This window comes from Synechococcus sp. CBW1006 (assembly GCF_015840525.1).
Classification (GTDB): Bacteria; Cyanobacteriota; Cyanobacteriia; order PCC-6307; family Cyanobiaceae; genus CBW1002.
Window position 1 is genome coordinate 2,091,973 of sequence record NZ_CP060396.1, and the last position, 24,409, is coordinate 2,116,381.

The following is a 24,409-nucleotide window of genomic DNA, read 5'->3' on the forward strand; positions in this document are numbered from 1 at the left end:
AGTCAGTTGATCCAGTCGCCGGATCCGGCAGTGAATTCCGATGCAACGGCGAAACGGGGGTCAGGTGACGTCTGGAACGAAGCGATGAGACGTGAGGGAATCGCAACGCTTTTGAACTGGCTACTTTATGGCTCCCCGTAGGGATTCCTTGATCACATCCCTGGCGCTGCTGCTCTCCCACCTTGTTGTGGCATTGGTGGCCCTGGTCGCCATCGGCGGCGCAACACGGGTGATGGAGGCTGGTCTGGCCTGCCCGGACTGGCCGCTTTGTTATGGCGTGCTTCTGCCTGGTCAGCAGATGAACATGCAGGTGTTTCTGGAGTGGTTTCACCGCCTCGATGCCTTCCTGGTCGGGGTGGCCTTGCTGGTGCTCTGCGCCATAAGTCTGCTGCGCAGACGCCTGCTGCCCGCCTGGCTGCCCTGGTTCAGTGCAGCGGCCCTGCTGATGGTGGCCGTTCAGGGGGCACTGGGTGCCCTCACCGTGACCCGTTTGCTGGCCTCGGACATCGTCACCGCCCATCTGGCCACGGCCCTCGCCCTGGTGGCTCTGATGAGCGCCGGCTATCAGCGGCTGGCAGCCCCAGCTGAGTCCCCACCGATCTGGTTCCGGGTTCTGTCCAGTCTGGCGCTGGTTCTGGTCTTCGCACAGTGCGTTCTGGGCGGGAGCATGGCCAGCCAGTGGGCCGCCGATCGCTGTTTCTCAGCGGGCGATGCCTGCCGCTGGCTGCTGGCCCACCGCATCGGCGCCTACCCGGCCGCCGCTGCGTTGTTGGCCATGGCGATCGGCAGCCTCACCCTGCCGCGACGCTGCCGCCATCTCCAGGGTCTGGCCCTGGGGGCGACGGCCCTGGTGGCCGCCCAGGTTGTTCTTGGAATCCTCACCTTGAGCCAGCAGCTTCAGGTCCCCGGCCTAACCGTGGCCCATCAGCTGGTTGCTGCCTTGATGGTGGCCGTCCTCGCCGCGATTCTCGGTCGCAGTGCGGTACCGAGCTCCGTTGCAGACGCTCCGGCGGCCTGCGGCATTCCCAATCCATCCCTGTCCGCGAAGGTGGCCCATGGTTAGCGTCAACCCTGAGGCTCTGGCGGCCGTTTCCCGTCCCGCCGTGCCGCGGTCGGTCCGTCTGCCCGCCTGGCTGGAGGTGGCCAAGCCCCGCCTGATTCCCCTGCTTCTGGCCACCACACTGGCGGGCATGGCCCTCTCGGTGGGCTGGCCACTCGATCCGCTGCGGATCATCTGCACCCTGGTGGGCGGTGCCCTCGCTTCTGCCGCCGCCGGTGTGCTCAATTGCCTCTGGGAGCAGGAACTCGACGGCCGCATGCAGCGCACCAGCCGACGGGCTCTGCCCTCCGGTCGGCTCGCCCAGCGCCAGGCCTTCCTGCTGGCCATCCTGCTCACCTCCGCCTCGGTGGCGGTGCTGGTTCTGGGGGTCAACCCGCTGGCGGCCGCGCTGGCTCTGCTGGGGTTATGCAGCTATGTGCTGCTCTACACGGCCCTGCTCAAACCCCGCACACCACGCAATATCGTGGTCGGCGGCGTTGCCGGAGCCATTCCCCCCCTGGTGGGGGCTGCGGCCGCCGGTGGCCTGCCCACCTGGTCGAGCTGGTGGCTGTTCAGCCTGGTGATGCTCTGGACCCCCGCCCATTTCTGGGCCCTCGCTCTGCTTCTCAAGGATGACTACCGCTCGGTCGGCATTCCCATGCTGCCGGTGGTCAAGGGCGAAGCCGTCACCGCCCTGGCGATCGGTCGCTATGCCTGGGCCACCGTGCTGGCGAGTGGCATCGGCGTGCTGGCCCTGCCCAGCGGCGGCCTGCTCTATGGCCTGCTGGTGGTGCCCTTCAACGCACGCCTGCTGCAACTCAGCGGTGCCCTCAGCCGTGACCCCAACGATCCCCAGCGTGCTCGCAACCTGTTTCGCTGGTCGATCCTCTATCTGTTCGGCATCTGCCTGTTGCTGGTGATGGCCCGATCCCCTCAGGCGGAGGCCTTCAGCCTGGTGGCATTCACCCCGCTGCTGGGCCTGGGGCTGTCCTGATGCTCCGGCCTGGATCACTGCTGTGTCGGATGGCCCGTCCGGTTCTCCTTAGATTGGCCAACCATGCGTGGTTTCCAGGAGTGGTGAGCGGGTGATCGAGCTCCAGCACCTCAGCAAGCATTACGGCAGCGTGCAGGCCCTCGACGGCCTCTCGCTGCATGTGCCCCAGGGCTGCCTTTACGGCCTTCTGGGGCCCAATGGAGCCGGTAAGACCACCTGCCTGCGCATCCTCTGCACCCTGCTGGCCCCGGATAGCGGCACTGTCTCGGTGGCCGGAGTCGATGCCCTGGCCCAGCCGCGCCAGGTGCGTCGGCTGCTCGGCTACGTCGCCCAGGAAGTGGCGATCGACAAGATCCTCAGCGGCCGCGAGCTGTTGCGGTTACAGGGCGACCTCTACCACTTGCCGACCAGCGAGCGGGATCGCCGCATCGCCGAACTGATCGACCTGCTGGGCATGGAGGAGTGGATCGATCGTCGCTGTGGCTCCTATTCCGGCGGCATGCGTCGCCGCCTGGACCTGGCCACCGGGCTGCTGCATCGCCCCCGCGTTCTGGTGTTGGATGAGCCCACCGTGGGGTTGGATATCGAAAGTCGCTCTGCCATCTGGCAGGTGCTACGTCAGCTGCGGGATCAAGGAACCACGGTGCTGCTCAGCAGCCATTACCTCGAGGAGGTCGATGCCCTGGCCGATCGCCTGGCCATCGTGGAGGCTGGCCGGGTGATCGCCGAAGGCACCCCCAGCGAGCTCAAGGGCGCCCTCGGTGGCGACCGCGTCACCCTGCGGGTGCGGGAGTTCAGCACAGCCGAAGAGGCCGAGCGGGTGCGCGGGCTGCTGGTGGCCTGTGGCGGGGTGCGGCAGGTGGTGGTGAACCGGGCCCAGGGCTACTCGCTCAATCTGGTGGTGGACGACACCGCCGTGCTCGAAACCCTGCGCCATCAGCTGATGCAGGCCGATCTGCCGGTGTTCGCCCTGGCCCAGAGCCGCCCCAGCCTTGACGATGTCTATCTGCAGGCCACGGGCCGCACCCTGATGGATGCCGAGCTGGCCGTGGCCGGAAGCCGCGATCCCAAGGCCGAACGCAAACAGGCGATGCGCTGACCCCTGGCCGCGAAGCGTTTCCTCCTTCCTCCGCCACTGTTCTGCACCCGGTTCCGTTCTGGTCCGGCTGCCCTGCTTTCCGATCCGCCGCCGATCCGCCGATGACCAGCGCCACGCCTTCCTACCCCTCAGCCGGCACCCCAGCGGAGCAAGAGCCCTCCGCCTTTGCCGAAATCCGTCAGGAAACCCTGGCGCTCACCCGCCGCCTCTTCCTGCAGTTGCAGCGTCGCCCCTCCACCCTGGTGGCCGGCGTTCTGCAGCCGCTGATCTGGCTGATCCTCTTCGGTGCCCTGTTCGCCAATGCGCCAACGGGGCTGCTGCCGGGGGGCGAGAGCTATGGCCGCTTCCTGGGGGCGGGGGTGATCGTGTTCACCGCCTTCAGCGCCGCCCTCAACGCCGGGCTGCCGGTGATGTTCGACCGGGAGTTCGGCTTCCTCAACCGTCTGCTGGTGGCGCCGCTGCGCTCACGCAGCTCGATCGTGCTGGCGTCGGTGCTCTACATCACCAGCCTCAGCCTGGTGCAGAGCTTGGCGATCATGGGCACCGCCGCCCTGCTGGGCTACGGCTGGCCGGGGGGTGCGGGGTTGCTGCTGGTGCTGGTCACCCTGCTGCTGCTGGTGTTCGCGGTGACGGCCCTCAGCCTCGGTCTCGCCTTTGCCCTTCCCGGCCACATCGAGCTGATCGCAGTGATCTTCGTGGCCAACCTGCCGCTGCTGTTTGCCAGCACCGCCCTGGCGCCGCTGGCCTTCATGCCGGCCTGGCTGCGCTGGCTGGCCGCGATCAATCCGCTCACCTTCGCGATCGAGCCGATCCGCGCCGCCTATGCCGGCCAGGTCAGTTTGTCGGCGGTGGTGATGGAGGCTCCCTACGGTTCACTCACCACCACCACCTGCCTGCTGATCCTCACCGCCCTGGCGGCCGGCCTGTTTCTGCTGATCCGCCCGCTTCTGGATCGCAAACTCGCCTGAATGATGACCAGCACTTCCGCCGCGGCCTTCGATCCATTGTCCGTCCGCTCTGTGCCCGGGCGATCCGCTCTGGCGGGCGGCCTGATCGTGTCCGTCCAAGCGCCGGAAGGATCACCGATGCGTGAACCGTCCGTGATCGCAGCCATGGCGGAAGCCAGCCTGGCCCAGGGCGCGATCGGGGTGCGGCTGGAGAGCCCCGAACACATCGGTGCCGTGCGTCGTCGCTGCCCACAGGCCCTGATCGTGGGGCTGTGGAAACGCACCCTTCCCGGCAGCGCCGTGTACATCACGCCACGCTGGCAGGACCTGCAGCAGGTGTGGGCGGCAGGAGCCGATGTGGTGGCCATCGATGCCACCGATCGCCCCAGACCGGAGCACGAAACCCTGGCCGAGATCGTTGCGCGGGCCAGGGCGATGGGCATTCCCCTGATGGCCGATGTCGATGGCATCGCCAATGGGCTGAGGGCTGCCGCCCTGGGCTGCCACTGGGTGGGAACCACTCTGTACGGCTACACGGAAGACACCTCCGGACTCAGACCTCCAGCCTGGAATCTGCTGGAGCCCCTGCGCCGCCAGCTTTCTCCGGAGGTGATCCTGGTCTGCGAGGGCGGCATCGCCTCGGCCGAGCAGGCCGCTGAGGCTGTCAGCCGAGGAGCCGATGCCGTGGTGGTGGGCACCGCCATCACCGGAGTGGATCTACAGGTGGCGGCCTACGTGAAGCGCTTGCGCGCCTGAGCGGGAGCTGGTGCACTGACGCTTGGGCCTCAGGAGGGGCGTGGGCCGACTGACCCACACCCACCGGGGCCTCACATCATGCCGGGCATCCCCATGCCGCCCATGCCGGGCATGCCCATACCGCCCATGCCACCCATTCCGCCCATGCCACCCATGTCGCCACCAGGGGAGGCAGCAGCGGGCTCGGGCTTGTCGGCGATCACCGCTTCAGTGGTGATCAGCAGCGCTGCGATCGACACCGCATCCTGCAGGGCGAGACGAACCACCTTGGCGGCATCGACGATGCCAGCGGCCAGAAGATCCTCGTAACTACCCGTGGCGGCGTTGTAGCCCTGACCCCGGCTCAGGCACTCGGAGGTCACCACCGAACCATCGGCACCGGCGTTGACCGCAATCTGACGCGCCGGCTCACCCAGGGCGTGCTGCACGATCGCCACACCGGTTCGAGCATCGCCGCTGCTGCTCGCCAGCAGGCCATCGAGCTCCGAGGCCAGCTGAAGAAGGGTGAAGCCGCCCCCGGGAATGATGCCCTCCTCGATCGCCGCACGGGTGGCATTGAGGGCATCCTCGATGCGCAGCTTGCGGTTGCGCAGTTCGGTTTCGGTGGGGGCTCCCACCTTGATCACCGCCACGCCGCCGGCGAGTTTGGCGATCCGCTCGTTGAGCTTTTCACAGTCGTACTCGGAGTCGGTGGCATCGAGTTCGCGCTTGATCGCGGCCACCCGGTCGACCACCGCCTGGCGGTGATCATCGGTCGCCACAAGAGTGGTGCTGTCCTTGGTGATCGTGATCCGGCGGGCCGTTCCCAGGTCCGCGAGGGTCACCGCCTCGAGGCTCATGGCCCTGTCCTCGCTCACCACGGTGGCGCCGGTGAGGATGGCGATGTCTTCCAGCATGGCCTTGCGGCGATCGCCGAAGCCGGGAGCCCGCACGGCCGCCACCTGCAGCACGCCGCGGTTCTTGTTCACCACCAGGGTGGCCAGGGCCTCACCGTCCACCTCCTCGGCCAGGATCACCAGGGGCCGGCCACTGCGGGCCACGGCCTCCAGCACCGGCACCAGATCGGCGACGCTGCTCACCTTGCGGTCGGTGATCAGCAGGAGGGCATTCTCATAGACGCACTCCAGCCGCTCCTGGTCGGTCACGAAGTAGGGGGAGCTGTAGCCCCGATCGAAGGCCATGCCTTCGGTGATCTCCAGTTCGGTGGCCAGGGATTTCGACTCCTCCACGGTGATCACCCCGTCGGCGCTCACCGTGTCCATGGCTTTGGCGATCATGCCGCCCACTTCGTCGTCGTTGCCGGAGCTCACGGTGGCCACCTGGCGGATGGCGTCTCCCGCCACCGACTGGGCACGGGCGGCGATGCCGCTCACGACCAGGGCAACGGCCTGCTCCATGCCGCGGCGCAGCTGCACCGGGCTGGCGCCAGCGGCCACATTCTTCATGCCTTCCCGCACCATCGACTGGGCCAGCACCGTGGCCGTGGTGGTGCCGTCACCGGCCTTGTCCTTGGTCTTGGCGGCCACCTGCTGAATCAGCTTGGCGCCGATGTTCTCGAAGGGATCCTCGAGTTCGATGTCCCGGGCGATGGTGACACCGTCATTGACGATGTCCGGAGCGCCGAACTTCTTCTCCAGCACGACGTTGCGGCCCTTCGGACCGATCGTGACCCTCACGGCGTCGGCCAGGGCATTGACCCCCCGTTCCAGAGATTCGCGCGATTGATCGGCGAACTGGATCAATTTGGCCATCGGGGAGAGCAGAACAACAGATGGTTCAGCGTCCCATAGCGCACTGTCCAGCCGCAGTGCCTAGGTGGTGGTGAATGCCGAATCAGCCTGCCCGTGCCCCTGTCCCAGCGGCCCCATGGCCAGTAGCGTCAACCAAGGGCAGAGGGCCGGGAGCCTACGCGAGCCATGGAGGATCTGCTGCAGAGCGCACTGGACAGTGCCACCGCCGAGAGTGCCCTGGCCGCCAGCTCCAAGGCCGATGCCATGGTCTTCCTGCTGATCGCAGCCCTGGGCCTGCTGATGGCCCTGGTCTACGTGCCGATCCGGCTGTTTCTCACAATCACCGCCCGCCGCCGCCGGCTTCAACTGCTGCAGAGAATCCGTCGGCTGCGGGACGATCTGGGTCAGCCACTCCAGGCAGACTCCTCGACCACCTCTGACCTCCGCCCCCCAACGGTCTCGACCGCCAACGACTGATCGACCCAGGTCAAGGCACTTCTGCGTCGATCAGTTCACCGCAGCGGCCTTCAGCGCAGCGGCCTTCTTTGCAGCAGGATTCAGCCCGGCACCCTTCAGCGCATCACCATGCCGCCATCCACCTGCAGCACCTGGCCGGTCATGTAGGCACCGGCCGGATCGGCCGCCAGGAATCGCACGGCGCTGGCCACCTCGACCGGCTGGCCCATGCGCGCCAGGGGGATCGCGGCCAGGATCGGTTCCTTGGCCAGGTCCTTGGTCATGTCGCTCTCGATGAAACCGGGAGCCACTGCATTGACGGTCACACCACGGCTGGCGAATTCGGCGGCGCTGCTGCGGGTCAGACCGATCACGCCTGCCTTGGCGGCGCTGTAGTTCGCCTGGCCGGGGTTGCCCATCAGGCCCACCACGGAGGTGATGTTGATGATCCGTCCGGCACGGGCCTTGAGCATCGTGCGGCTCACGGCGCGGGTGCAGAGGAACACGCCGGTGAGATTGAGGTCGATCACGCTCTGCCAGTCGCTGGTCTTCATGCGCATCAACAGCCCATCGCGGGTGATGCCGGCGTTGTTGACCAGCACGTCAAGCCGCCCTTCCCGCTCCAGCACCGCCTTCACCATCGACTCCACCGCCGCTTCTTCGGCCACGTTGGCCTGATAGCTCCAGGCCTTGCCGCCCTGGCCCTCAATCTCCGCCACCACGGCGGCGGCAGCCTCCGGTGAACTGGCGTAGTTCACCACCACGGTGGCGCCGCTGGCCGCCAGCTCCAGGGCGATGGCCCGTCCGATGCCGCGGCTGGCCCCGGTGACCAGGGCGACCTGGCCAGCCAGGGAAGTGGTGGGGAAGCCGCCGGACATGGCCAATCAGGTCAAGGTGGGCCCGATCGTATGTGCCGCCCACGCCCCCCTCACTCCTGCATGGTCTCGACAGCCTCCAGGGCCGGGCCGAGCAGGTCGGCGAGGGCGCGCAGCTGTTCCTTGCTGCCCAGGGCCACCAGCAGCTGGCCCGGGCCCAGGCGCACATCACCATCGGGATTGGCGATCAGGGTGACCGGCGAGGGCAGGACGGGGGCACCGCGGTAGGTGGGTATTGGCTGACTGGGCGGTTCCGGATTGCGGATCGCCAGCACAAGGGCGCCGGTGCGCCGTCGCAGGGTCAGTTCGGCGAGGGTGCGGCCACTGAGATCGCCCAGCAGGCGGGGATCACTGCTGAGCTGGAACTCCTCCACCTCGCAATTGGAGCCGGCCAGCAGGTCCATGAAGCTCACCGCCAGGGGGCGCAGGGCTGTGGCCGCCATGGTGCGTCCACCCGCCACATAGGGACTCACCACCTGATCGGCACCAGCCAGGCGCAGCTTGCGCTCAGCTTCTTCGCTGTCGGAGCGGGCGATCAGGCGGCAGCCGGGCGCCAGGCCACGGGCACTGAGCACCACGTAGAGGTTGGCGGCATTGCTCGGCAGGGCCGCCACCAGGCTGCGGCAGCGGTGGATGCCGGCCTCCACCAGGGTCTCGTCGAGGGTGGCATCGGCGCTGAGCACCGGCAAACCCCTCTCTTCCGCCTCCCGCTTGCGCTCCTCATCCATTTCGACCACCAGCAGTGACACCCCTTCGCTGCTGATCTGTTCGGCAATCTCCCGACCGATCCGCCCGTAGCCGCAGAGAATCACGTGGTTCTGCATCGTCTCGATCCAGCGGAGAAAGCGGCGCTGGCGCATGCGCCGGAAGTAGCCCGATTCTGTGAGACCCAGCACCCCCTGAATGGTGAGCTGCACCACGATCAGGCCACCGATGATCGAGAGGGCCGTCACCAGACGACCACCCGGGGAGAGGGGCTCCACCTCCCCATAGCCGATGGTGCTGATCGTGATCGCCACCATCCAGTAGCAATCGCCCCAGTCCCATCCTTCGGTCAGGCGATAGCCGAGGGCAGACAGATTGACCACGATCGCCAGGGCGACCATCGGGGTGCGCCAGGGGCGTCGCAACCGGGTGGATGGGGGACGGCGCCGGCGCCGCAGAGCAGGGATCATGGCGCCAGCCCCATCCGGTCTCGGCTCATCCGAGGCCCAGGGCCTGAAGCACCGGGTCGATGGAGAGCTCCTGCAGCTGAGCGGCCTCGCCCAGGCCCGTCACCCCCTGGCGCTGGGGCAGGCTGGCCGGATCGCGGCCCAGGGCCACCAGCGGCACACCGCACAGCAGGGCCAGCTCGATCGTGACGGGATCGCTGGCCAGCACCACGTCGGCGGCGGCCACCTGGGCAGCCCGCCGCCGCAGGGAGCCGGAACTCGGGCTGGGCGCAGTGGGCTCCAGGGTGAGGCTGCGCAGATCGCTGAGGCGGGTCTGGATGCGCTCCGGCAGGGCCTGCCAGTGGGGAGCCGGCCAGTCGCCGGCGCCGCCGGTTGGTGCCAGCAGGAGCATCGGCCCGGAGCCTTGTGGCAGGGCAGCGCTGGCCTTGTCCAGATCCGCCCTGGCGATCGGCAGGCGGTAGGCCGCGGCATCCAACCGCACCCCAACGGGGCGCAGGTAGGCCTCCAGGCGCTGATCGATCCAGCCCTGGCTGGAGGGAACAATCCGTTCGGTGGCCGAGAACCCCGCCGCCGCCACCCGGGTGGGGATGTGGCTCATCGACAGCAGCAGATCAATGGCACGGCCACCGGGTCCGCTGGCCACGAGGTTGATACAGAGCTGAAAATCAGGATCCCTCACCAGGCCCAGCAGGTTGGTCCAGTCGGCCAGGGTGGCCTTGCCATAGGCGATCGGCAGGATTTTCTCCACGGCCGGCAACAGACTCCAGACGGTCCCGGCTTCAGGGCTGCAGGCCACCTGCACCTGGAACCCGAGCTGATCCGCCGCTGCCGCCACCGCCGGCAGAACCTGCAACTGGCTGACGCTGTCGCCTGGAATCAGAAAAAGGGCGCGCATCAGGCGTTGGGCGGGGCATCGCGGCCTGATTGTATGGAGCAGTTCCTGATCTGCCCGTCGTTCCGGGAGCTGCTTGTGCATCTGCTGATCGCCGCCGCCGGCAGCGGCCGCCGTATGGGGGCCGAGGGCAACAAGCTCCTGCTGGCGGTGGCCGGTCGTCCCGTGCTGGCCTGGACTCTGGATGCGGCCCTGGCCTGTCCGGTGATCCGCTGGATCGGGGTGGTGGGTCAGCCCGTGGATGAGGAGGCCGTGGCGGCGATTGTGGCGGCAGCCGGGCCCAGGCTGCCGGTGCAGTGGATCGTGGGCGGCGACACCCGGCAGGAATCGGTGAGCCGCGGCCTGGCGGCCCTGCCCACCGAGGCCGAGGGGGTCCTGATCCACGATGGAGCCCGCTGCCTGGTGGAGCCGGAGCTGCTGAGCCGCTGCGCCGAGGCCGTGGCCGCCGGCGCCGCCGTGATCGCCGCCACCCCCGTGACCGACACGATCAAGCAGGTGGACGATGCGGGCACGATCCAAGCCACCCCCGATCGCAGCGACCTCTGGGCAGCCCAGACGCCCCAAGGCTTCCCGGTGGACGATCTGCGCCAGGCCCATGCGATCGCCGCCACCGAGGGCTGGAGCGTCACCGACGACGCGGCCCTGTTCGAAAAGCTCGGAAAACCCGTCAAGGTGCTGCAGGCGCCGCCGTCCAACATCAAGCTCACCACGCCCTTTGATCTCACGATTGCCGAGGCGGTGCTGGCCCAGCGGGCGGCCGGATGAGTGCTGACCACTGCGCCGCTGACCACTCCGCCGCTGACCACCGCACCACGGCTCAGATCCCACCCACCTCCAGGGTGCCGAGCCGGCCATCCAGCCGGGCCGGTGCCCCGATCGGCAGGGCGGCGTTGCCGGGGGCATGGCCCACCGGCAGGCCAGCCACCACGGGGATTTCCAGATCCTGGGTGCGTTCGCGCAGCACCTGCTCCAGGCTGAAGCGCCCGGCGGCTCCGCGGGCCGCGATCAGGCTGTTGTCTTCGGACGCGCCGTCGTGTTGATATGAGCCGTTGGCTTCGACCTCGTCGTCTTGTGGTGGCTCTTCGATGGGCTCATCACAGCCCAGGAAGCTGCCGAAGCCGATGCCGGCCAGGCCCTGCAGAGCACCGCAGAGGCGCCAGTGGGTCAGCATCCGCTCGATCCGGTAGGGCGCCTCGCCCACATCCTCAAGAATCAGGATCGCCCCCCGCAGCTCCGGCAGGTGGGCTGTGCCCAGCAGATGGGTGGCAACAGTCAGATTGGCCACCAACAGCGGCCCCTCGGCCACACCGGCTTGCCAGCCCACGCCAGACAGCGGCGGCAGGGGTTCGCCGAACAGCAGGGCCCGCAACCGTTCCCGGCTCCAGCGGGGTTCCGTCGCCAGGGTGGTGAGCAGCGGTCCATGGATGCCGCCACGGTGGCCCCGCGCCTGCTGGGCCCACAGCAGGGAGGTGACATCGGAGAAGCCCAGCAGCCAGCCGTTCGGAAGTGACAGCGGCCGTTCCAGCAGTCGGGCGGAGCCCCAGCCCCCCCTGACGCAGGCCAACAGGGCGGCGGCGGCGTCCAGGTCCGCGGCCCGCTCCGCATCGCGGCCGGCCAGGTAGCCCCAGCGGCGCCCCAGCAGACGCTCCGGCTGGGAGGGCTCCAGCTGCAGCCCCCACCGCTGCAGCAACGCTGCACCTGCCGTGAGCCGGTCTGGGGCATCAGGGCCGATCAGAGCGGAGCTGGCCGCCACCAGCTGCACCCGATCCCCCCGGCGCAGCGGACGGGGCCAGTCCTGCGGCCAGCGCAGCTGGCTCATGCCGGTCCCCGGCTCAGCACGAGGGCCAGCAGCAGCAGGCCGCCCAGCTGGACCTGCCGCAGAAAATGGCGGCCATAGCGGGAGCGGGGCAGGGAGGGGCTGCGCAGGGCCCAGGCCTCACGCTGCATCCCCGCAGCGGCCGCCAGCCAGAGCGGCCAGAACGCCAGGCTGATCGACTGCAACACCGCCGCGATCGCCAGGGTCAGGGCGGTGACCCCGTAGCAGCCGGCCACCACCGCGGGCGCCTGGGCCCCGAGGCTCAGGGCACTGCTGCGGACCCCCAGCACGGCGTCGTCATCGCGATCGGCCATGGCATAAACCGTGTCGAAGCCGAAGGTCCAGCTCACGGCCGCCAGCCACACCAGCAGCAGTGGCGCTCCGCCGGCCAGGCTGCCCGTAGCGGCCGCCCAGGGGATCAGGGTGGCGAAGCCCCAGCACAGGGCCAGCACCAACTGCGGAAAGGCGAACCAGCGCTTGGCGGAGGGGTAGAGCAGCACCGGCGGCAGGGTGGCCACCGCCAGCAGCAGGCAGAGCGAGCGACCATCTGAAGGCAGGGCCAGCACCACCAGCAAGGCCAGCAGCAGGCAGATCAGCAGCAGGAGCACCGCCTCCGGCACCCCGGCACGGCCATCGGCCAGGGGGCGATGGCGGGTGCGTTCCACCAGCGGATCGATGCGCCGATCCCAGAGATCGTTGGCGACGCAACCGGCACCACTCACCGCCAGACCACCCAACACGATCAACCCCACCAACACGGGCTCCGGGGGGGCCTGGGGGGTGAGCCAGAGAGCCCACCCGGCGGGGATCAGCAGGATCAGCCGACCGCTCGGCTTGTGCCACCGCAGCAGCTCGATCCAGGCCCGCAGTCGGTCGGCGATGCCGTGGAAAGCCAGGCGACTGGGAGCCATGCAGCGGTTGTGCTCGCCAGCACCCTAGGTCTGGTGCGGGGTGGCAAAGTGACGCCGCCCCTGTCCCGGCGGCCTTGCCGATGGCCCAGATCCCTCCTGTCGCCTCGGCCGGCCTGCGTCGGGTGGCGGCGATCGACATCGGCACCAACTCGATCCACCTGTTGATCGCCGAGGTGGATCCGGAGCTGCAGAGCTTCAGCGTGGTGCTGGCTGAGAAATCGACCACGCGACTGGGGGAACGGGATCCCGAAACCGGAGATCTCAGTGCGGCGGCGATCGAGCGGGGCTTCCGAACCCTGCGCCACTGCCGCGATCTGGCCGCCAGCCATGGGGCCGAACAGATCGTCACGGCAGCCACCAGTGCCGTGCGCGAAGCCCCCAACGGCAAGGACTTCCTGCAGGCCGTCCAGGAGCAGCTGGGGCTGGAGGTGGATCTGGTCAGCGGCCCCGAAGAAGCGCGTCTGATCTACCTCGGCGTGCTCTCGGGGATGAGCTTCGGCGAGCAGCCCCACATGATCATCGACATCGGTGGCGGCTCCACCGAGCTGATCCTGGCGGACAGCCGCGATTCCCGCGCCCTGACCAGCACCCGCATCGGCGCCGTGCGGCTGCAGCGCGACTTCATCCGCGAGGAGCCACTGCCAGACGAGCGAAGGAAGTTCCTGCAGGCCTATATCCAGGGATCCCTGGAATCCGCCGTGGCCCAGGTGAGGGCGGCGTTGCCGGCCGGCAGCAAGCCCGTGCTGGTGGGCACCAGCGGCACCGCCATGGCCCTGGCGGCCCTGGCGGCCGCCGAGGAGGCCAAGCCACCGCTGAAGTTCCAGGGCTACCGGCTCGATCGCCAGAAGGTCGATCAGATCGTGGCCAAGCTGCTCGCCATGACACCGGAGCAGCGGCGCGCTCTGTCGGTGATCAACGAGCGGCGGGCCGAAATCATCGTGCCCGGCGTGCTGATCATGCAGACCGCCATGACCATGCTCCAGGCCGATGCCCTGGTGGTCTGCGACCGCGCCCTGCGGGAGGGCCTGATCGTGGACTGGATGCTGCGGCAGGGTCTGCTGGGCGACCGGTTCTCATTCCAGAGCTCGATCCGCCAGCGCACGGTCCGTCATCTCGCCCAGTCGTACGGCGTCGACCGGGCCCAGGCCGATCGGGTGGCCGAACTGGCCGTGAGCCTCTACGACCAGACCCGTGGCCTGCTGCACCACGACCACGAATACGGCGGCTATGGCCGCCAGCTGCTCTGGGCGGCGGCGCAGCTGCACACCTGCGGCAAACACATCAACATCGCTGCTTACCACAAACACACCTGGTATCTGATCCGCTACGGCGAGCTGCTGGGGTATTCCCAGGCCGAACATCTGATGGTGGCGGCGATCGCCCGGTATCACCGCCGCGGGCTGCCCAAGAAGCGGCATGAGTCGTGGCAGCTGATCGAGGGGCGCGACCAGCGCCGCACCGTGGCATCGATGGCCCTGTTGCTGCGGCTGGCGGCCGCCCTGGATCGGCGGCCCGTTCCCGTGATCGCCGGGCTCGAGGTGGTGCCCCTGCGGGATGACGATGGGGTGAACGGGCTGCTGATCAGCCTCAGATCATTGCCGCCAGCGCCCGGTGAGCCACCGATCGATCTTGGTCTCGAGCGCTGGAGCCTGCGCTCCTGCGCCGAGGTGGTGCTGGAAGCCAGCGGCTTCCGGCTTCGGGTGGCCGGGCCCGATGGCGAGATGGTGCCCTGAGGGCAGCGATGGCGGACCCCGCGACACGCCGAACGATCACGATCCGCTGGCCCGATGGTCGCGTCAGTCAGGCGGCCATGGGTTGCGACTGGCTACTGGCGGCTGCTGAGGCGGGCCAGTCGATTCCCACCGGCTGCCTCGGCGGCAGTTGCGGCGCCTGCGAGATCGAGGTGAACGGCCAGGTGGTGCGTGCCTGCATCGCCACGGTGCCGGCCAGTGCCGGCGGCAGCCTGGAGGTGGAGCTGGCCGCTGATCCCTACTGGTGAGCTCCCGGTTGGAGCACCTGGATCAAACCTGGTGAGCCTGGATCAGGCCTCCCCCCAGCACCACCTCGCCGGCGTAGAACACGGCCGCCTGGCCGGGGGTGATCGAGAACTGCTCCTCGGCGAACTCCACCTGGCAGCGATGGGGCCGGCCATGGGCCCCGTCGTCTGGCTGGGCGGCCAGGGGGGTGAGCCGGGCTGCCACGGGGGCGCTGCGGTAGCGCAGTTGCACGTCCACCTCCAGCGCCGCCGCCGGCGGAGCCATGGAGATCCAGTTGATCGCCCCCACGATGCAACGGTCCCGCGCCGCCTCCCGCCGCGGAGCCACCACCACCCGGTTCATGGCGCCATCGAGCCGCACCACATGCAGCGGCTCACTCCAGGCCACCCCCAGACCCTTGCGCTGACCGATGGTGAAATGCTCGATGCCGTCGTGGCTGCCCACCACGGTGCCGTCGGCCAGCACGATCTCGCCCGGGCGGGGCGGCAGGTAGGCGTCCAGAAACGCCCGCATCGAGCCATGGTGGTCGGCGAGGCAGAGGTCCTGACTTTCGGGCTTGCTGGCGGTGCGCAGGCCGTAGCGCGCCGCTTCCAGCCGGGTGTCCGGCTTGGTCAGCTCCCCCAGGGGGAACACCAGCCGCCCCAGCACTTCCTGGGGCAAGTCGTAGAGGAAATAGCTCTGATCCTTGTGGCGATCCAGGCCGCGCAGCAGTTGATGGCGCCCGGCCACGGTCGCGCCCTCTGCAGCGGCGCTGGTGGGAACCGGCAGTGGATCGCCGGCATCGGCATGGCGCACCCGGGCGTAATGACCGGTGGCGATGCGCTCGATGCGGCGGTGCTGCTGCGCCCACTCCAGCATCGGGCCGAATTTCACCTCCCGGTTGCAACGCGAGCAGGGCAGCGGCGTGATCCCGGAGGCATAGCCCTGCACCAGCACATCGACGATCTGTTCGCGGAAGCGCTCCCGGGCATCCACCACGTGGTGGGGAATGCCGAGCTGCTCGCAGATGCCGGCCGCATCGACCAGGCCCTCGGCGCAGCAGGCCCCCTTGCCGCTCATCAACCAGAGGGTGAGCCCTTCCACCTGCCAGCCGGCCTCGACCAGCAGGGCCGCCGTGAGGGAGCTGTCGACACCACCGGAGAGGCCCACGGCCACCCGATGCTCTCCCGGCCAGCGGCGCAGGCGCTCAAGCGCCTCAGCTCCGGCAGGGGTGACCGGGGCGGCCACGGCGCGGAGGGCGGTATCGGCTGACGCAGTCACGCCTTCAGCAGACAGCGGCGCAGGCAACGGCGAAGACAGTGGAGCGGGATGGACGGTCAAGACCTGGAGGCAGTACGCGGCTGTCGGCGGGCCGCAGGCTTTCCATCATGAAACCGTGCCGCCATCACCGCCTTGTCGCCCCTCCCCCCTGCGCCCTGCTGGCCCCGGCGCGATGCGGATCACCTGCTGGTCAGCGGTGCCCAGATGGCTGCGCTGGAGCAGCAACTGTTCGCCTCCGGCCTGCCGGTCGAGGCCCTGATGGAGAAGGCTGCCCTGGCGGTGGCTGAGCGAGTGCGCATCGGTTCTGCCTGGCGCGGGCGGGCCCGCAGGGCCGGCGTGCTGGTGCTGGTGGGGCCGGGCCACAACGGAGGCGATGGCCTGGTGGTGGCAAGGGAACTGCATCTGGCCGGCTGGCCGGTGCGGATCTGGTGCCCCTGGCCGCGGCTCAAACCGCTCACCGAAGCCCATCGCCGCCACGCCGCCTGGCTGGGCATAGCCGCCCTGGAAGGAGAGCCCGACCCGGCCGATGGGGCCCTCTGGATCGATGCGTTGTTCGGGGTGGGCCAGACCCGCCGGCTGGATCCAGCCCTGGAGCAGCTGCTGGCGCATCGCCAGCAGCAACAACCGGCGCAGTTGCTGGCGATCGATGTGCCCAGCGGACTCTGCAGCGACTCCGGACGCTGCCTGGGGGACGGGGCTGCCGTGGCCCACACCACCTTCTGCATCGGCCTGCGGAAGCAGGGCCTGGTGCAGGATGCGGCCCTGCCCTATGTGGGGCGTTTGCGGCGGATCGACCTGGGTCTGGCTGCGACTCTGCTTGGCTCCCTGCCGCCGAGCCAACTCCTCGGTATCGGTGGCGCCATGGCTGCTTCCGATCTGGGTGCCCTCCCCTGGCCCCAGATCGATCCCACCGCCGCCAAGTACGGCCGTGGTCGCCTGCTGGTGGTGGCTGGAAGCCAGACCTTCCGCGGTGCTGCAATCCTGGCCTTGAGCGGCGCCAGTGCCAGCGGTGTCGGCAGCCTGCGGGCGGCGCTGCCCGAGGCGGTGGCGGAGCGGCTCTGGCTGGTGCAGCCCCACACCGTGTTGCAGGCCAGCCTGGGCAGCACTGCCCAAGGTGGACTGGCGCTGGGGGGGCTGGGCGCCGGGGCGCTGGATCGTCTCGATGCGGTGCTGCTGGGACCGGGGCTGGGAGCGGCCGCGGCAACCGCAGAAGCCAGGCTGTGGCAGGCGGAACAGAGTTTCTGGGATCAGCTGCAGGCCTTCCCCGGGCTGCTGGTGCTTGATGCCGACGGCCTCAACCGGCTCGCCGCATCCAGCGGTGAGCCGGGCGAGGCGCCTGGGATTCTCTGGTTACGAGGACGCGGCGGACCCACCTGGATCACGCCCCATCGCGGTGAATTCAACCGGCTGTTTCCCGATCTGGGCGACCTGCAGCCACTGGAAGCCGCCCGGCAGGCGGCGGCTCTGGCGTGCTGTTCCGTGCTGCTCAAGGGTGCCCGCAGCGTGGTGGCTGCGGCTGATGGCCGCTGCTGGCAGCTGCTGAAAGCCTGGCCTGGCGCAGCCAGGGCTGGGCTGGGCGATGTGCTGGCCGGCTTCGCCGCTGGGGTGGGGGGCAGAGCGCTGGCGGCCGGAGCAGACCTGGAAGCGCTGCCGGTCCTGCTGGCCGGCGCGGCCCTGGCCCATGCCGAGGCCGGTGGCCTGGTGGTGCGTCAGCAGGGGGAGGGGGCCGCCACACCGGAAGCGGTGGCGGCAGCGTTACCGACAGTGAGGAAAGTCAAGAAATCCGCACACTTGCGAGCCGCACAACAGCATTAACCACGGCAAGATTGATTTGAGACTGGACTAACGATTCGACTGTGTGGTTTTGCTGTCACAACCTGAAGGGTTGTTGAAAGTACAGCCCCTTTTCATCCTTTTCGTGGATAGTCGACATTCCAGCCTCCGACCCTTCCCCAATGGCGACCTCATCCCTGAAGACGGGGGACTCCAGTCGCCGGCGTGGCGGTGATTCGATCAGCTGGTATCTCGCCACGATCGGTCGCGAGCCTCTTCTCACCGCAGCCGAGGAGATTGAACTGGGCAACCAGGTGCAGGCGATGATGCATCTGCTGGAGCGGGGCGAACGCGACTGTGAGCCAGAGCCCGACGCGGAAACGGAGAAGCAGCGTCGGATTCTGCGTCTGGGGCGTCGTTCCAAGCAGCGCATGATGAAAGCGAATCTGAGGCTCGTGGTGAGCGTCGCCAAGAAATATCAAGGCAGGGGCCTGGAGTTGCTCGATCTGATTCAGGAAGGTTCCCTCGGGCTCGAGCGCGCTGTGGAGAAGTTCGATCCCACTCGGGGGTACAAGTTCTCCACCTATGCCTTCTGGTGGATCCGCCAAAGCATGACCCGGGCAATCGCCTGCCAGTCGCGCACTATCCGTCTGCCGGTTCATCTCAGCGAAAGGCTCACCACCGTGCGCCGTGTGAGCCTGGAGCTGGCCCATAAGTTAGGCGCCATGCCCAGTCGCCGCGAAATCGCTGAGGCGATCAATATGCCACTCGAGGAGCTCGACTCCTTGCTGCGTCAGGCGCTCACTACCTCAAGCCTGGATGCGCCTGTCAGCGGTGACGAAGGTCGCAGTTTCCTCGGCGACTTGATCGCCGACATCAGCAGTGAGGAACCGCTGGATCGGGTCGAACGGGGGATGCACCAGGAACAGCTGGGGCGTTGGCTCAGTCAGCTCACCGAGCAGGAGCAGGAGGTGTTGCAGCTGCGCTTCGGCCTTGAAGGCGAAGAGCGCCACACCCTGGCCGAGATCGGGCGCCGGCTCGATGTCTCCCGCGAGCGGGTACGGCAGGTGGAGCTCAAGGCGCTGCGCAAACTGCGGAATCTCACCCGCCGATAGCCCCCAGATTATTGACCTGCGAGCACTCAGTGTCGGCAGTGCGGCTTTTCAGTCTTCCGCCCAGATGTAGCGGGTCAGTTCGCTTGGATCGGGCTCGGGCGCATCCAGTGCAAAGGAAACGCAATCGCTCACTTCGGCATCGATCTCTTTTTCAATCGCCTTGAGATCGTCCCCGCTGGCTAATCCCTGGCTGGTGAGGTGAGCAGCCAGCTGCTTGATAGGATCGCGCTGAGCCCAGAACTGCTTTTCAGCTTCGGCACGCAGCTCGTCTGGATCGGCGAGGGAGTGGCCACGGAAGCGATAGGTGAGGCATTCCAGCAAGGTCGGGCCTTCGCCGGCCCGGGCACGCTCCACGGCGCGTTGAGCGGCAGCCCGAACGGCCAGCACATCCATGCCATCAACTTCCTCACCGGCCATGCCGAAGGAGGCCGCTTTGCGCCAGATCTGAGGATCACTGGTGGCACGGTCATGGTCCATGCCGATGGCCCAGCGGTTGTTCTCCACCACAAACAGGATGGGCAACTTCCAGAGTGCCGCCATGTTCAGGCACTCGAAGAACTGGCCGTTGTTGCAGGTTCCGTCGCCGAAAAAGGCTGCTGTGACCGAGTCACTGTCGGTATCGCCGAGGGCATCACGCTTGTAGCGGCTGGTGAACGCGGCACCGAGCGCGACGGGAATGCCCTCGCCGATGAAGGCATAGCCCCCCAGCAGATGATGCTCCTTGGAGAAGAGGTGCATCGAACCGCCACGGCCCTTGCTGCAGCCTGTGGCCTTGCCGAACAGCTCGCTCATCACCTCACGGGCAGGAACACCGGCGCTGAGGGCATGCACGTGGTCGCGATAGGTGCTGCAGAACCAGTCGTGCTGGGCTTTCATCGCCTTGATCACGCCCGTGCTCACAGCCTCCTGGCCGTTGTAGAGGTGCACGAACCCAAACATCTTGCCCCGGTAATACATCTCGGCGCACTTGTCTTCAAAGCGCCGCCCCAGGGTCATGTCGCGGTAGAGCATCAGACCCTCCTCGCGGCTGATGCTGAGATTGCCTGAGGGGTAAAGGGAGGACAGGCGCTCGGCATGGCTGCCGGCTCCGGAGGGGATGGCACTGCCCATAGCGGTGGTCTCTGCGGCCATCTCCTGCGTCATGACGGGCCCGGATGCTGAAGCGTGTTGCTGACTGTACGGGGTCCGACATCGAACGGCTGTCCAGATTGCTTCTCCTGCTTACAGTCGGCTCCCAGGAGCGGATGCCTGGTTGGAACTGCCGATCGATCACTTCCGTCTGCTCGGTGTCACCCCCACCACAGACGCCCAGTCTGTGCTCCGTACCCTGCAGCAGAGGCTCGATCGGGCTCCCGACCAGGGTTTCACCCATGAGACGCTGGATGCAAGGGGTGAGCTGCTGCGCGCCAGTGCCGATCTGCTCACCGATGAAGACAGACGGCGCACTTACGAATCCCATCTCACGTCCCTTGTGGGCGACGACGCCCAGGCCATGGCAGCCTTGGAGGTATCCAGTTCCCACGAGGTGGGCGGGCTTCTCCTGCTGTTTGAAGCCGGTCAACCTCTGGAGACTTTCGAGCAGGCTGAGCGGTGCCTGCAGCCCCCTCGGGCACCCTCTCTTGGCAGCGGCCGCGAGGCGGATCTCACGCTGCTGGCTGGGCTGAGCAGCCAGGCAGCCGCAACCGAATATCGCCGTCAACGCCGCTATGAAGCCGCTTCCCAGACCTTGACTCGTGGCCTGCAACTGCTGCAACGCATGGGCCAGTGTGCAGCCCTTCGGGACCAGATGGCCACGGAGCGCGATCAGCTCCTGCCGTACCGGATCCTCGATCTGCTCAGCCGTGACCTGGCCGCCGTGGCTCAGCGGAATGAAGGTATGGCTCTGCTGGAGCAGTTGGTGCAGCAGCGCGGTGGTATGGACAGTGAAGCCAGCACGATGCTCAGCCCCCAGGAATTCCTGGCGTTTCTGGCCCAGATCCGTTCCTTCCTCACCCTGCAGGAGCAACTCGATCTGTTCGAGCGCTGGTCACGGGCGGGGTCGGCCCGCGCCGAACTTCTGGCCTGCAAGGCTCTCACTGCCAGCGGCTTCGCCCAGCGCAAACCCGAACGGATCGCCGCGGCCCTGGAGCGGCTGGCTATCCGAGGTGCGCCACCACCCCAGCAGACCGATCAAGCCTGTCTGCTGCTCTTGCTTGGAGACGTGGATCAGGCGGAGGCGCTGTTCTCCAGCACAGCGCCTCAGAACCCACACCACGCCATTGATGGGGAGGATCCACTCCTGGTTCGGCTCTGCGCCGTGTGCCGCGACTGGCTGGCCCGGGAGGTGCTCACCGGCTACCGCGACCTGGACTCCGAACCTGACCTGGACGCCTATTTCAATGATCGTGACGTGCAGAGCTTCGTGGAACGCCAGGACCGTCGACGTCGCCGGGCCGAAGCCGAGCATCCCAGGCCTGCGACCGAGTCAGTGACGGCCACGACATCTGCGGCATTGTCCCCGCCAGCCACCGCGACCGGCGGAAGTCTGGCCTCGACGCCTGTGAATTCCCCTGGCTCTTCCATGTCCCCAGCCACTCCTGCCGCTTTGTCCGCCGCCGGAAGCCTGTTCACCGGTGCTGCACCCCTTCCTCCACTGGCTGAGTCGATGGTGCCAGGCTGGGACCTCACCCGCGATCCTCACCACCCCTTTCCAGAAGAGCTGTCCCGGGCATCAATGACCCCCCAGTTCGAACAGAACATGGAGGCGGAGGATCCAGACCTGCAGGAAGTGCCGCTCCTGCGCTGGTCCGATCTCCATCCCGCCCAGCTGCGGTCCAACCTGTGGGAGCCAGCGGTCTCCAGGATCTCGACTGAGCTGGCCGCCTTGCCCCGGCCCCTGCTGTGGGGTGGGGCCTTGGTGGTGGGGGGGGGGCTGCTGGCGACCGGCTGGTGGCTCTGGAGTCCCCACGTGGCTGATCAGGGTCGACAGGATTCTCAAGTTGCAGCTCCTCAGAAGACTCCGTCCCCAAGCTCCACTGCAGCGCCAACACAACCCCAGGCACAGCCCTCCGCAACCATGCCGACGCCAGCCCAGGCTCTTCCCCTGGAGGCGGCTGAGCCCAGCGAAGCTCAGATGCGTGCCTTGCTCGAGGGGTGGCTGGCTGCAAAAGCGGCGGTACTCGCCGGTGACAAGCCGGCAGTTGCCCTCGAAGCGGTGGCTCGCTCCAACCAGGCCGCTGCCGTTGAGGGCGAAAGGCGACGGGACCAGGCTCATGATCGGCGCCAGGTGATCGACACCAAGGTGCTGGATCTGCGGATTACCGAGCAGTCGCCCCGGCGGGTCGTGCTGGTGGCTGAGCTGCGCTACTCCGATCAGACCCTGGCTGCCGATGGCGCCGTGATCGAGACCACCCCTCCCTTCACACTGACCAACACCTATGTGTTTGGCCGTGAAGACGGTCCCTGGCAGCTGGTGAGCTTCCACCGAGGGGGCTGATCTTCCCATCCGCGGCAGAGGGGAACGCTCCACCGGGAGATCACCACCGACGCTGAGTTTTTACGATCGCAGGCACTGGAGGCCCCGACTCCGGCCGCGTCTTCCGTCAGCCTGCTTCCGTCAGCCCCTTCCGCCAGCCCTTCATGTTCGACGAGCTTTCCCAGCGTTTTGAAGACGCCGTCAAGAGCCTGAGGGGTCAGGACAAAATCACCGAAACCAACGTCGAGGGGGCCCTCCAGCAGGTGCGACGTGCTCTGCTCGACGCCGATGTGAGCCTGCCGGTGGTGCGCTCCTTCGTGGACGAGGTGCGCAGCCGGGCCGTGGGGTCGGAGGTGGTGCGTGGCATCAGCCCCGATCAGAAGTTCATCCAGCTGGTGCATGAACAGCTGGTGGAGACCATGGGGGGCGAGAACGCTCCCCTGGCGGCAGGCGGCACGGAGGGGGCTCCCACGGTGATCCTGATGGCCGGCCTTCAGGGCGCCGGCAAGACCACCGCCACCGCCAAGCTCGGCCTGCACCTCAAGGACCAGGGCCGCAAGGCGCTGCTCGTGGGAGCGGACGTCTACCGCCCGGCTGCCATCGAACAGCTCAGGACCCTGGGCGGCCAGATCGGCGTGGAGGTGTTCAGCCTGGGCACCGAGGCCAGGCCTGAGGCCATCGCCGCAGCCGGTATCGCCAAAGCGCGGCAGGAGGGCTTCGACACGGTGCTGGTCGACACGGCCGGCCGCCTTCAGATCGACACGTCGATGATGGAGGAGATGGTGCGGATCCGCGAAGCCGTGCAGCCCGATGAGGTGCTGCTGGTGGTGGATTCGATGATCGGTCAGGAGGCGGCCGAACTGACCCGCGCCTTCCACGAGCAGGTGGGCATCACCGGCGCCGTGCTCACCAAGCTCGACGGCGACTCCCGAGGCGGGGCAGCGCTTTCGATCCGCAAGGTGAGTGGTGCCCCGATCAAGTTCATCGGTACCGGCGAGAAGGTGGAGGCGCTGCAGCCCTTCCACCCGGAACGGATGGCCAGCCGCATCCTCGGCATGGGTGATGTGCTCACCCTGGTGGAGAAGGCCACCAAGGAGGTGGAGCTGGCCGATGTGGCCCGCATTCAGCAGAAGCTGCAGGAGGCCACCTTCGACTTCTCCGATTTCGTGCAGCAGATGCGCCTGATCAAGCGCATGGGCTCCCTGGGCGGCCTGATGAAAATGATCCCGGGCATGAACAAGATCGACGACGGCATGCTCAAGCAGGGCGAGCAGCAGCTCAGGAAGATCGAGGCGATGATCGGCTCGATGACCCAGCAGGAACGGGAGCAACCCGATCTGCTGGCCTCCCAGCCCTCGCGCAGGCGGCGCATCGCCTCCGGCAGCGGCCACAGCCCCGCCGAGGTGGACAAGGTGCTCACCGATTTCCAGAAGATGCGCGGCTTCATGCAGCAGATGAGCCGGGGTGGCATGCCGGGCATGGGAGGGATGCCTGGGGGATTCCCTGGCATGGGGGGCTTTCCCGGCATGGGCGGCATGCCGGGGATGGGAGGGATGCCTGGCATGGGCGGAATGCCCGGGATGGGGGCGCCTGCTGGCCGTGGCGGCGCGCCGAAACCGGCCCGGCCGGCCAAGAAGCGCAAGGGCTTCGGGCAACTCTGAGGGCCTCTTGCGGGGGGTGAAGGTCTGAGAGGTAGATTCGACCTTTGGACACCTAGCGGCACAGCCTCGATGATCAAGCTCCGCCTGAAGCGGTTCGGTAAGAAGCGGGAAGCGAGCTTCCGCCTCGTGGCCACCAACAGCACCTCACGCCGGGATGGCCATCCCCTCGAGGAACTCGGTTTTTACAACCCCCGCACCAAAGAGACGCGCCTCGACACCGAGGCGATCCGCAAGCGCCTCAGCCAGGGCGCCCAGCCCACGGACACCGTGCGCTACCTACTCGAGAAGGGTGGTCTGATCGAGAAGACGATCCGCTCCGCCGAGGTGGTTGGCAAGGCCAAGCAGGCCACCGCCCGTGAGGCCGCTGCCAAGCAGGCCGCCGCTGAAGCCGCTGCCAAGGCCGCTGAGGCGGCAGCAGCGACCGCTGAACCCGAACCCGCCGCCGTAGAAGCCTGATCGGCC

22 protein-coding genes are annotated in these 24,409 nt (G+C 67.8%); 14 read left to right on the plus strand and 8 right to left on the minus strand.

Going from position 1 to position 24,409, the window contains the following annotated elements; all coding sequences use genetic code 11:
- Window positions 1-148: 148 nt before the first annotated feature.
- From H8F26_RS10005 to H8F26_RS10025, 5 genes are all read left to right on the plus strand, one after another.
- Window positions 149-1,063, plus strand: coding sequence for a heme A synthase (locus H8F26_RS10005; RefSeq protein ID WP_231605126.1), 915 nt, complete (start codon window positions 149-151; stop codon window positions 1,061-1,063).
- The gene (locus H8F26_RS10010; protein ID WP_197153819.1) at window positions 1,056-2,033 is read left to right on the plus strand and encodes a heme o synthase; all 978 of its coding nucleotides are present in this window, start codon (window positions 1,056-1,058) and stop codon (window positions 2,031-2,033) included. The genes H8F26_RS10005 and H8F26_RS10010 overlap by 8 nt, the downstream gene beginning before the upstream one ends.
- A gap of 67 nt (window positions 2,034-2,100) precedes the next feature.
- Window positions 2,101-3,132: an ATP-binding cassette domain-containing protein gene (locus tag H8F26_RS10015; protein WP_370594608.1), complete on the plus strand. Its 1,032-nt coding sequence runs from the start codon at window positions 2,101-2,103 to the stop codon at window positions 3,130-3,132.
- 101 nt (window positions 3,133-3,233) lie between these two features.
- A complete protein-coding gene (locus tag H8F26_RS10020; protein ID WP_197153820.1) occupies window positions 3,234-4,100 on the plus strand; it encodes an ABC transporter permease in 867 nt (288 codons plus the stop codon).
- A gap of 3 nt (window positions 4,101-4,103) precedes the next feature.
- Entirely contained in the window at window positions 4,104-4,835 is a 732-nt protein-coding gene (locus tag H8F26_RS10025; protein ID WP_197153821.1) for an N-acetylmannosamine-6-phosphate 2-epimerase, read from the plus strand.
- Between the two features lie 71 nt (window positions 4,836-4,906).
- Here the strand turns inward: H8F26_RS10025 and groL are convergent, their stop codons facing one another.
- Window positions 4,907-6,586, minus strand: coding sequence for a chaperonin GroEL (groL, locus tag H8F26_RS10030; protein ID WP_197153822.1), 1,680 nt, complete (start codon window positions 6,584-6,586; stop codon window positions 4,907-4,909).
- A 165-nt stretch (window positions 6,587-6,751) separates the two neighbouring features.
- Between groL and H8F26_RS10035 the strand changes: the two genes are divergently transcribed.
- On the plus strand, window positions 6,752-7,042 hold the full coding sequence (locus H8F26_RS10035) for a hypothetical protein (protein WP_370594609.1): 291 nt from the start codon (window positions 6,752-6,754) through the stop codon (window positions 7,040-7,042).
- A 95-nt stretch (window positions 7,043-7,137) separates the two neighbouring features.
- On the opposite strand, the gene fabG is transcribed toward H8F26_RS10035, so the two are convergent.
- The 3 genes from fabG to H8F26_RS10050 are packed head-to-tail and all read right to left on the minus strand — an operon-like array spanning window position 7,138 to window position 9,963.
- A complete protein-coding gene (gene fabG, locus H8F26_RS10040) occupies window positions 7,138-7,899 on the minus strand; it encodes a 3-oxoacyl-[acyl-carrier-protein] reductase (protein ID WP_197153823.1) in 762 nt (253 codons plus the stop codon).
- A 50-nt stretch (window positions 7,900-7,949) separates the two neighbouring features.
- Window positions 7,950-9,071 carry a TrkA family potassium uptake protein gene (locus tag H8F26_RS10045; protein WP_197153824.1) on the minus strand — a complete coding sequence of 374 codons (1,122 nt, stop codon included), beginning with the start codon at window positions 9,069-9,071 and terminating at the stop codon, window positions 7,950-7,952.
- Between the two features lie 25 nt (window positions 9,072-9,096).
- Entirely contained in the window at window positions 9,097-9,963 is an 867-nt protein-coding gene (locus H8F26_RS10050) for a glycosyltransferase family 9 protein (protein ID WP_197153825.1), read from the minus strand.
- A 33-nt stretch (window positions 9,964-9,996) separates the two neighbouring features.
- Between H8F26_RS10050 and ispD the strand changes: the two genes are divergently transcribed.
- Window positions 9,997-10,725, plus strand: a complete 729-nt coding sequence (gene ispD / locus H8F26_RS10055; RefSeq protein WP_197153826.1) for a 2-C-methyl-D-erythritol 4-phosphate cytidylyltransferase — start codon at window positions 9,997-9,999, stop codon at window positions 10,723-10,725.
- 52 nt (window positions 10,726-10,777) lie between these two features.
- Here the strand turns inward: ispD and H8F26_RS10060 are convergent, their stop codons facing one another.
- Together H8F26_RS10060 and H8F26_RS10065 are read right to left on the minus strand one after the other, a co-directional pair.
- The gene (locus tag H8F26_RS10060) at window positions 10,778-11,779 is read right to left on the minus strand and encodes an LD-carboxypeptidase (protein WP_197153827.1); all 1,002 of its coding nucleotides are present in this window, start codon (window positions 11,777-11,779) and stop codon (window positions 10,778-10,780) included.
- Window positions 11,776-12,687 carry a 4-hydroxybenzoate polyprenyltransferase gene (locus H8F26_RS10065; protein WP_197153828.1) on the minus strand — a complete coding sequence of 304 codons (912 nt, stop codon included), beginning with the start codon at window positions 12,685-12,687 and terminating at the stop codon, window positions 11,776-11,778. The genes H8F26_RS10060 and H8F26_RS10065 overlap by 4 nt, the downstream gene beginning before the upstream one ends.
- 80 nt (window positions 12,688-12,767) lie before the next feature.
- Between H8F26_RS10065 and H8F26_RS10070 the strand changes: the two genes are divergently transcribed.
- On the plus strand, window positions 12,768-14,420 hold the full coding sequence (locus H8F26_RS10070; protein WP_197153829.1) for a Ppx/GppA phosphatase family protein: 1,653 nt from the start codon (window positions 12,768-12,770) through the stop codon (window positions 14,418-14,420).
- An 8-nt stretch (window positions 14,421-14,428) separates the two neighbouring features.
- Window positions 14,429-14,686, plus strand: coding sequence for a 2Fe-2S iron-sulfur cluster-binding protein (locus H8F26_RS10075; protein WP_197153830.1), 258 nt, complete (start codon window positions 14,429-14,431; stop codon window positions 14,684-14,686).
- A 22-nt stretch (window positions 14,687-14,708) separates the two neighbouring features.
- On the opposite strand, the gene mnmA is transcribed toward H8F26_RS10075, so the two are convergent.
- The gene (mnmA, locus tag H8F26_RS10080; RefSeq protein ID WP_197159116.1) at window positions 14,709-15,911 is read right to left on the minus strand and encodes a tRNA 2-thiouridine(34) synthase MnmA; all 1,203 of its coding nucleotides are present in this window, start codon (window positions 15,909-15,911) and stop codon (window positions 14,709-14,711) included.
- Between the two features lie 165 nt (window positions 15,912-16,076).
- Between mnmA and H8F26_RS10085 the strand changes: the two genes are divergently transcribed.
- Window positions 16,077-17,759 (plus strand): NAD(P)H-hydrate dehydratase, encoded by a 1,683-nt coding sequence (locus H8F26_RS10085; protein ID WP_231605130.1) that lies wholly within the window; start codon window positions 16,077-16,079, stop codon window positions 17,757-17,759.
- Window positions 17,760-17,899: 140 nt separating this feature from the next.
- Window positions 17,900-18,832: an RNA polymerase sigma factor, RpoD/SigA family gene (locus tag H8F26_RS10090; protein WP_197153831.1), complete on the plus strand. Its 933-nt coding sequence runs from the start codon at window positions 17,900-17,902 to the stop codon at window positions 18,830-18,832.
- 48 nt (window positions 18,833-18,880) lie between these two features.
- Here H8F26_RS10090 and pdhA read toward each other — a convergent pair whose 3' ends face one another.
- Window positions 18,881-19,975, minus strand: coding sequence for a pyruvate dehydrogenase (acetyl-transferring) E1 component subunit alpha (pdhA, locus tag H8F26_RS10095; RefSeq protein ID WP_197153832.1), 1,095 nt, complete (start codon window positions 19,973-19,975; stop codon window positions 18,881-18,883).
- Window positions 19,976-20,084: 109 nt separating this feature from the next.
- Between pdhA and H8F26_RS10100 the strand changes: the two genes are divergently transcribed.
- The 3 genes from H8F26_RS10100 to rpsP all read left to right on the plus strand — a co-directional run bounded on the left by H8F26_RS10100 (window position 20,085) and on the right by rpsP (window position 24,403).
- Window positions 20,085-22,307 (plus strand): IMS domain-containing protein, encoded by a 2,223-nt coding sequence (locus tag H8F26_RS10100; protein ID WP_197153833.1) that lies wholly within the window; start codon window positions 20,085-20,087, stop codon window positions 22,305-22,307.
- 143 nt (window positions 22,308-22,450) lie between these two features.
- Window positions 22,451-23,947 (plus strand): signal recognition particle protein, encoded by a 1,497-nt coding sequence (gene ffh, locus H8F26_RS10105; RefSeq protein ID WP_197153834.1) that lies wholly within the window; start codon window positions 22,451-22,453, stop codon window positions 23,945-23,947.
- A 69-nt stretch (window positions 23,948-24,016) separates the two neighbouring features.
- Entirely contained in the window at window positions 24,017-24,403 is a 387-nt protein-coding gene (gene rpsP / locus H8F26_RS10110) for a 30S ribosomal protein S16 (protein ID WP_197153835.1), read from the plus strand.
- The last annotated feature ends 6 nt before the right edge of the window (window positions 24,404-24,409 follow it).

Excerpts from the sequence above, each read along its gene's own strand:
- H8F26_RS10010 (WP_197153819.1), top strand. The coding sequence starts at position 1,056 with ATGGTTAGCGTCAACCCTGAGGCTCTGGCGGCCGTTTCCCGTCCCGCC.
- H8F26_RS10020 (WP_197153820.1), top strand. The coding sequence starts at position 3,234 with ATGACCAGCGCCACGCCTTCCTACCCCTCAGCCGGCACCCCAGCGGAG.
- H8F26_RS10025 (WP_197153821.1), top strand. The coding sequence starts at position 4,104 with ATGACCAGCACTTCCGCCGCGGCCTTCGATCCATTGTCCGTCCGCTCT.
- groL (WP_197153822.1), bottom strand. The coding sequence starts at position 6,586 with ATGGCCAAATTGATCCAGTTCGCCGATCAATCGCGCGAATCTCTGGAA.
- H8F26_RS10035 (WP_370594609.1), top strand. The coding sequence starts at position 6,752 with ATGGAGGATCTGCTGCAGAGCGCACTGGACAGTGCCACCGCCGAGAGT.
- fabG (WP_197153823.1), bottom strand. The coding sequence starts at position 7,899 with ATGTCCGGCGGCTTCCCCACCACTTCCCTGGCTGGCCAGGTCGCCCTG.
- H8F26_RS10045 (WP_197153824.1), bottom strand. The coding sequence starts at position 9,071 with ATGATCCCTGCTCTGCGGCGCCGGCGCCGTCCCCCATCCACCCGGTTG.
- H8F26_RS10050 (WP_197153825.1), bottom strand. The coding sequence starts at position 9,963 with ATGCGCGCCCTTTTTCTGATTCCAGGCGACAGCGTCAGCCAGTTGCAG.
- ispD (WP_197153826.1), top strand. The coding sequence starts at position 9,997 with ATGGAGCAGTTCCTGATCTGCCCGTCGTTCCGGGAGCTGCTTGTGCAT.
- H8F26_RS10060 (WP_197153827.1), bottom strand. The coding sequence starts at position 11,779 with ATGAGCCAGCTGCGCTGGCCGCAGGACTGGCCCCGTCCGCTGCGCCGG.
- H8F26_RS10065 (WP_197153828.1), bottom strand. The coding sequence starts at position 12,687 with ATGGCTCCCAGTCGCCTGGCTTTCCACGGCATCGCCGACCGACTGCGG.
- H8F26_RS10070 (WP_197153829.1), top strand. The coding sequence starts at position 12,768 with ATGGCCCAGATCCCTCCTGTCGCCTCGGCCGGCCTGCGTCGGGTGGCG.
- H8F26_RS10075 (WP_197153830.1), top strand. The coding sequence starts at position 14,429 with ATGGCGGACCCCGCGACACGCCGAACGATCACGATCCGCTGGCCCGAT.
- H8F26_RS10090 (WP_197153831.1), top strand. The coding sequence starts at position 17,900 with ATGGCGACCTCATCCCTGAAGACGGGGGACTCCAGTCGCCGGCGTGGC.
- pdhA (WP_197153832.1), bottom strand. The coding sequence starts at position 19,975 with ATGACGCAGGAGATGGCCGCAGAGACCACCGCTATGGGCAGTGCCATC.
- ffh (WP_197153834.1), top strand. The coding sequence starts at position 22,451 with ATGTTCGACGAGCTTTCCCAGCGTTTTGAAGACGCCGTCAAGAGCCTG.
- rpsP (WP_197153835.1), top strand. The coding sequence starts at position 24,017 with ATGATCAAGCTCCGCCTGAAGCGGTTCGGTAAGAAGCGGGAAGCGAGC.